This is a genomic window from Bradyrhizobium sp. AC87j1, from assembly GCF_002936975.1.
GTDB lineage: Bacteria > Pseudomonadota > Alphaproteobacteria > Rhizobiales > Xanthobacteraceae > Bradyrhizobium > Bradyrhizobium shewense.
Genome location: NZ_PTFE01000071.1, coordinates 36984 through 44082 on the forward strand (window position 1 = coordinate 36984; position 7099 = coordinate 44082).

At 64.1% G+C, this 7099-nt stretch carries 7 protein-coding genes; 5 read left to right on the top strand and 2 right to left on the bottom strand.

Annotated elements, in window-relative coordinates:
* Window positions 1-28 precede the first annotated feature (28 nt).
* The 4 genes from CV770_RS29075 to CV770_RS29090 are packed head-to-tail and all read left to right on the top strand — an operon-like array spanning window position 29 to window position 4638.
* Window positions 29-1426: an enolase-like domain-containing protein gene (locus CV770_RS29075; RefSeq protein ID WP_104464818.1), complete on the top strand. Its 1398-nt coding sequence runs from the start codon at window positions 29-31 to the stop codon at window positions 1424-1426.
* Entirely contained in the window at window positions 1423-2574 is a 1152-nt protein-coding gene (locus tag CV770_RS29080) for a Gfo/Idh/MocA family protein (RefSeq protein WP_104464819.1), read from the top strand. The genes CV770_RS29075 and CV770_RS29080 overlap by 4 nt, the downstream gene beginning before the upstream one ends.
* 10 nt (window positions 2575-2584) lie before the next feature.
* On the top strand, window positions 2585-3775 hold the full coding sequence (locus CV770_RS29085; RefSeq protein WP_104464820.1) for a dihydrodipicolinate synthase family protein: 1191 nt from the start codon (window positions 2585-2587) through the stop codon (window positions 3773-3775).
* Window positions 3775-4638, top strand: a complete 864-nt coding sequence (locus tag CV770_RS29090) for a sugar phosphate isomerase/epimerase family protein (RefSeq protein WP_104464821.1) — start codon at window positions 3775-3777, stop codon at window positions 4636-4638. Before CV770_RS29085 ends, CV770_RS29090 begins: the two co-directional genes overlap by 1 nt.
* A 2-nt stretch (window positions 4639-4640) precedes the next feature.
* On the opposite strand, the gene CV770_RS42805 is transcribed toward CV770_RS29090, so the two are convergent.
* The gene (locus CV770_RS42805) at window positions 4641-4805 is read right to left on the bottom strand and encodes a hypothetical protein (protein WP_201760092.1); all 165 of its coding nucleotides are present in this window, start codon (window positions 4803-4805) and stop codon (window positions 4641-4643) included.
* A 434-nt stretch (window positions 4806-5239) separates the two neighbouring features.
* On the opposite strand from CV770_RS42805, the gene CV770_RS42810 reads away from it, so the two are divergent.
* Window positions 5240-5413 carry a hypothetical protein gene (locus CV770_RS42810; protein ID WP_165637131.1) on the top strand — a complete coding sequence of 58 codons (174 nt, stop codon included), beginning with the start codon at window positions 5240-5242 and terminating at the stop codon, window positions 5411-5413.
* Between the two features lie 191 nt (window positions 5414-5604).
* On the opposite strand, the gene CV770_RS29100 is transcribed toward CV770_RS42810, so the two are convergent.
* Window positions 5605-7099: Spy/CpxP family protein refolding chaperone (locus CV770_RS29100; protein ID WP_245453890.1), on the bottom strand; the 1495-nt coding region annotated here is incomplete at its 5' end.

Genomic DNA, 7099 nt, shown 5'->3' on the forward strand with positions numbered 1-7099 from the left:
GGCCAAATATTTGGGACCAATTAACGCCATGTCACCGCGCCTGAAGCTGCGAGACATCGCCTTCTTCGAACGTCCCGTGCAGTTCGCGCGGCCGTTCCGCTTCGGCGCGATCACGATCAACGCGACGCCGCAGCTGTTCGTACGCGCCGAGATCGAGGTCGAGGGCAGGGGCGTTGCGGTCGGTGCCAGTGCCGAGCTGCTGGTGCCAAAATGGTTCGACAAACGGCCAGAACTGTCACCGGCGCAGACGGTCGATGGGCTGCGACGATCGCTCGAGATTGCGCGGGGGCTCTATCTGGCGCGCACCGGATACCAGACCGCGTTCGATCTGCATGCCTCGTGCATCGGTGCGCAGGTCGCGACCTGTGCGAAAAAGAACATTCCGCCGCTTGCCGCGGCTTACGGTCCGGCGGAGATCGACAAGGCCATCCTCGATGCGTTGCTGCGCGCCGCCGAAAACAGCTTCTTCGATGGAATGGCCGGCAACATAGCCGGCATCGATGCGCGACTCTCGCCTGACCTCGTGGGATCGGACATCACCACCTTTCTCTCCGGCCGGATACCGCTGGAGCGTGTTGCCATCAGGCATACCGTAGGCCTTGATGATGCCGTCGAAGGCGAGGGCGGCGTCGCCGATGCCCGCGAGAACTCCGGTGCAAGATACTTCAAGCTGAAGCTGTCGGGCGATCCCGCAGCCGACGCGGCGCGGCTCGCCCGCATCGGCAAGGAGCTCGCTACGCTGGGACACGACTACCAGGTGACGCTCGACGCCAACGAGCAATATGCCGACCTCGCTGCGTTGCAGGCGCTGATGGGCCGGCTCGATCACGACGCAGCGCTACGCCCGATCGCCACGCGCTTGCTCTATGTCGAGCAGCCGATGCCGCGCGACATCACGAGGCAATCGCCGCTTGGCGCATTGGTCGCGCACGGTTTCATCATCGACGAGGCCGACGATTCCTACGATGCCTTCCCGGCAGCGCGGGCGCTCGGCTATTGCGGCATTTCCTCGAAATCCTGCAAGGGACTCTACAAGTCCATCATCAACGCGACGCGCGCCGCGAAGTGGAGCGCGGACGGCGAGAGGTTCTTCGTCACCGGCGAGGACCTCACCTGCCAGGCCGGCCTCGCCGTGCAGCACGACCTCGCACTGGGGGCCTTCCTTGGCGTCACCCATGCCGAACGCAACGGCCATCACTATGTCGACGGCTTTGGCGAGACGCCTCTCGCCGAAGCGCGGGCCTTCGCCGCGGCGCATCCCGATCTCTACGCCGATACCGGGCAGGGCATCCGGCTCTCCATTCACGACGGCGATCTCCTGACGGGATCGCTTCATGCAACGGGCTTTGCGACGTCGGTCCATCCGGACTGGTCGGCGCTCCGCCCGCTCGAACAGCTAAGATCACTTCAGGAGCATTTGACATGACCACCCAACGCCTCGGCCTCATCATGAACGGCGTCACCGGCCGCATGGGGCTCAACCAGCATCTGATCCGCTCGATCGTCGCGATCCGCGAGCAGGGTGGTGTACGACTGAAGAACGGCGACCGCGTGATGCCAGATCCGATCCTGGTTGGCCGCAGTGCCGAGAAGGTCGAGGCACTCGCCAAGCGCTACAGCATTACACGCTGGACCACCGATCTCGATGCGGCGCTCGCCGACAAGAACGACACCATGTTCTTCGATGCCGCGACCACGCAGGCCCGCCCCGGCCTGCTGACCCAGGCCATCAACGCCGGCAAGCACGTCTATTGCGAGAAGCCGATCGCGACGAATTTCGAGGAGGCGCTCGAAGTCGTCAAGCTCGCCAATGCCAAGGGCGTCAAGCACGGCACGGTGCAGGACAAGCTGTTCCTGCCCGGCCTGAAGAAGATCGCGTTCCTGCGCGATAGCGGCTTCTTCGGCCGCATCCTCTCGGTGCGCGGCGAGTTCGGCTATTGGGTGTTTGAAGGTGGTTGGCAGGAAGCGCAGCGGCCGTCCTGGAACTACCGCGACGAAGACGGCGGCGGCATCATTCTGGACATGGTCTGCCACTGGCGCTACGTGCTCGACAACCTCTTCGGCAATGTCCAGAGCGTGGTCTGCATCGGCAACACCGACATCCCCGAGCGCTTCGACGAGCAGGGCAAGAACTACAAGGCGACCGCGGATGATTCCGCCTACGCGACCTTCCAGCTCGAAGGCGGCGTCATCGCCCACATCAACATGTCCTGGGTGACGCGCGTCTATCGCGACGACCTCGTCACCTTCCAGGTCGACGGCACGCACGGCTCGGCGGTCGCAGGTCTCACCGACTGCATGATCCAGACGCGTCAGGCGACGCCCCGTCCGGTGTGGAATCCCGACGAGAAGCGGCTGCACGATTTCTACGGCGACTGGCAGAAGCTGCCCGACAACGTCACCTACGACAACGGCTTCAAGGAGCAGTGGGAGATGTTCATCCGCCACGTCTACGAGGATGCGCCCTACAAGTTCACGCTGCTCGAAGGTGTCAAGGGCGTGCAGCTCGCCGAATGCGCGCTCAAGAGCTGGAAGGAGCGGCGCTGGATCGACGTCGCCCCGATCAAGGCCTGAGGAGGGACGTATGAACAAGCCCGTCCAGCCGATATCGTCATTGTCGCTGAAGCTGCCGAAGGCCGACCGGTCGATCGAGACCTACCGGCTCGCAGCCTCCCGTACGTTTCCCGCAAAGCTCGAAGGACCGCTGAACCGCATAGCCTTCTCGGCCGTGCACACGGTCGTCGATCCCTTCGCGGACAACGATCCGTGGCTGTCGGCTGCCGTCGACTGGGACAAGACCATCGCCTTCCGCGAGCACGTCTGGGACCTCGGTCTTGGCGTTGCCGAAGCCATGGACACCGCTCAGCGCGGCATGGGGCTGGACTGGCCGACCTCGCTGGAGCTGATCACGCGCTCGGTCGCCGCCGCCAAGCGCCGCAACGCGCTGGTGTTCTCCGGCGCGGGCACGGACCATCTCGCGGTCGAGGATGCCAGGAGCCTCGACGACGTGATCCGCGCCTATGAGGAGCAGATCTCGGCGGTGGAGAAGGTCGGTGGCCGCATCATCCTGATGGCATCGCGCGCGCTGGCGAAACTCGGCCGCAACGCCGATGACTACGCCAACGTCTATGATCGCGTGCTGTCGCAGGTCCGCGAGCCCATGATCATCCACTGGCTCGGCGACATGTTCGATCCGGCGCTGACGGGTTATTGGGGCATCGGGGATCTCGACAAGGCGATGGATACTGCGGTCGCCATCATCAACGGCAACGCCGCCAAGGTCGATGGCGTCAAGGTCTCGCTGCTCGACAAGCAGCGCGAGATCGACATGCGCCGTCGCCTCGACAAGCGCATCAAGATGTACACCGGCGATGACTTCAACTATGCGGAGCTGATCGCCGGCGACGAGCAGGGTTTTTCACACGCGCTGCTTGGCATTTTTGACGCCATTGCGCCGGCGGCATCCTACGCACTGTCACGACTGGCGGCCGGCGACGAAGCCGGATTCCACGACGTGCTGGGGCCGACAGTGCCGCTGTCGCGTCACATCTTCAAGGCGCCGACGCGGTTCTACAAGACCGGCGTGGTGTTCATGGCGTATCTCAATGGCCACCAGGACCATTTCACCATGGTTGGGGGACAGGAGAGCACGCGCTCCACGTTGCATCTGGCCGAGCTGTTCCGTCTGGCCGACAAGGCCGGCCTGCTCGCCAACCCTGAACTCGCGACGCAGCGGATGAAGACCGTGCTCGCCACCCACGGTATCGAATCCTGATGCGCGATTTTTCGTCCGACCATCGCTGGCTGTCGCTCAACACGGCGACCGTCCGCAAGCAGGGTGACCTCGTCGAGATCATCAACGCCTGTGCAAAGCAAGGCATCCGCGCCATCGATCCCTGGCGCGACCAGGTCGCATCCGTCGGTCTCGAGCGCGCCGCGCGCGCGGTGCGCGATGCCGGCCTCGAGCTCTCAGGCTATTGCCGCGGCGGCATGTTCACCTCGGACGCATCGCGCAGAGGCGAGGTGCGCGACGACAACAGGCGCTGCGTCGACGAAGCCAAGGCGCTGGGCGCGCCCTGCATCGTCCTCGTCGTCGGTGGCCTGCCGCAATATTCCAGGCCGGGCAGCGAGGCCTCGAAGGATATCGTGACGGCGCGCGGGCAGGTCGAGGAGGCTCTCGCCGATATGCTCGACTATGCCAGGCAGGCAAACCTGCCGCTGGCCATCGAGCCGCTACATCCGGCCTATGCGGCTGACCGCGCCTGTGTGAACACCACGAAGCAGGCGCTCGATATCTGCGACCGGCTCGATCCTGCTCGCAGCGGCATGCTCGGCGTCGCGCTCGACGTCTATCACATCTGGTGGGACCCGGAGCTGATGAGCCAGATCGCGCGCGCCGGCAAGGATCGCCTGCTCGCCTTCCACGTCTGCGACTGGCTGGTGCCGACAAAAGACATCCTCAACGACCGCGGCATGATGGGCGACGGCGTCATCGACATCAAATCGGTGCGTGAAGCGGTCGAAGCGCAGGGGTTCGCCGGCTATTCGGAGATCGAGATCTTCTCCCACGATTGGTGGGGCAAGCCGATGGCCGAGGTGCTGCAGACCTGCATCGCGCGTCATAAGACGGTGGTGTAGAGTTACCACGAGTGCGGCCCCTGCGGGCTTGCGAGCTGTTGCAGCGTGTTGAAGCGGGCCTTCTGCTCGCTGTTCGGCGTCGCATAGAACTCGTCCAGCGCAAGTTCGCCCCGCTGGCGAAGCAGCGAGCTGGTCGGAGTACCACCAAAGATGTGGTGGACTACCATCAGCTTTCAGGCAGAATGTCATCATGCCGATGCCGCAGCCTCGCCACAGTCTGTGCCAGATCGGATGCGGTAATCAGTGGCATCAACGATCAGCAGGGACGGCGGATGTACCCATGCCTGTTGATCTTGAATGGCCCCGACGTGCAACCGTCGGGGCCATTGCCGTGATCAGCGTGACAAGGCTGGCGAGCTTTGCCGAAGGCCGGCGTGCTTTATTGCGGCGAAAGACCGCCAAGGACGATCTGCAATTCAATGCGCCGGGCCCAAACTAGTTTTGCGATCGAATTTGCCGGGCACGGCCATCCGCTGAAAAGTCGGACGATTGCGCTATCATTGATTCACCGTCAAACACCGGACTATCACTCGTCAATTCGATCTGCGAAGCTGTGACAACACAAATGCTTGCAAACAAGCAAGCGTGAAGGAGGGTCGCAGTGGATAAGGTGCAGCGTTTGCGTGCGATGAGCTCACTGTGCCGCCAACAGGCCGCGTACAACAGCATGAATAAATGGAAGCTGCTCGCAGAAGCGGAATACTGGGATCATCTGGCTAATCTCGAGTTGTCTTCTCACTTCGAGCAATGCAACGCGATCCCAAGCGCGAACTAGGCTGGGCGGAAGACGATTTCCTCGTGAGGTCGGAAACGAGGCTGTCGCTTGCGTTACGTGCCGCCGCACTCTCACAGAGAGTGCGCGGCAGGGACATACATGGTCTCGTCGAGCTTTGAAGCAGGACGATTACGTCACCCCGCTTCGTTCGACCGCGGCGCAAATTGCAACGAGAGAACGCGATGCCGTCCTCACGGCCCCGCGACCTGTTGCAGCGTGTTGAAGCGCGCCTTCTGCTCGCTGCTCAGCGTGGCATAGAACTCGTCCAGCGCAGGCTCTACCAGCTTGGCGGCCGTCAGCATCGCCTCGAGCCGGTGCTGCATCGCCTCCAGCCGTCCGACCGGCGTCAGCGGCACATCGTTCGGGCAAGCCGCTTGCAGGCCTTCAACGCCTTTGGCTGTCGCTTCACTGAGGCGGTCGAGCGCCTCCTTCTGCTTGCCGGCGGGGTGGAGCACAGCCTCGATCCTTTGGATCGGCAGCTGGGTCAGGCCGGATTTCGGATCGCCGCAGCCCTCGACGTTGGCTTGCTGCTGCGGCGAGCGTTCGCCGACATTCGGACCGAGCGCATTGAAGCTGGCCTGCTGCTCGTCACTGAGCGAGTTGTAGAAATTCTCCAGTGCCGGTCGCACGATCTTGACGGCTTCCAGCGTCGCGCTGATGCGGTTCATCATCGCGCGCAAGCGACCAGGGGGAGTCAATGCATAAGTCTCCGCGCAGGAGTCCTTGAACACGCCGGCAGCGTTGGCCGCCGCGGTCTTCAATTCGTCGAGCAGTGCGCGTTGCTCCGGCGCCGGCCGCACCGCTTTCGCGATATCGGCAAGCGGCCAGGCGGTGACGCCCTTGTCCGGTGTGCCGCACAATTGCTGTAGCGTTTGCGGGCTCACGCTCGCGCGCGGACGGGCGCGGCTGCTGCCACCGGCTTGCGGATAGTCATAAGGGTTGGTGCTGGCATAGGCGGAATAGGGGCCGTCGCCACCCCAGAACACGGTGTCGACGAAGTCGTCATAGGCGTATGCCCAATAACCGGGTTCGTAGCCATAGGACCAGAACGTGTAGTTGAAAATGTCGGAATAAGCGTAAGGCCAGAACACGGGCCCAAGCCACGCCACGAACACCGCGGGATGGCGGTGTCGCCAGGCCTGCCGGGGAGCCCAGCCGCTCTGGCGGGTGGTGAGCGCTGCCTGGGCTTGCGCAGGGGCCTGCTCGCGGAAGCGCTCGGCAAATCGCCCGCGCTGGGCCGCCTGTACGGCGGCGGCAGTGGCGGCTCGCCCAACCGTGGTGGACTCGGGGCCCAACCGCTGCAGGCGCGCCTGATCGCGCTGCTGCATGCCCTGTTCGCGCTGGAGCAGGCGGTTCTGCGTCTGCAGCGTCCGCTCCTGTGCACGTTGGGCCCGCACGCCTTCCGGCTTCTGCGACTGCAATTGCTGCACGCGCTGTTGCATCCGATCGATGCGGCTCTGCCGCTCCGAGCTCTGACGTGTAAGCATCTCGCGCTGCCGCTGCTGCACGATTTGCTGTCGCTGCTGGATCTGCTGCTGATGTTGCTGCGCGCGCTGCTCTATCCCCTCCTGTCGCGACGGCCGCGCGGTCACACCCGGTGGCGCGCTTGGGCGCGAGGGGGCGGCGATATGCGGCGTCGGCCGCGGCGCCATCGCCGGACGTTGTGGTGCTGCCGGCGCCCGGTGG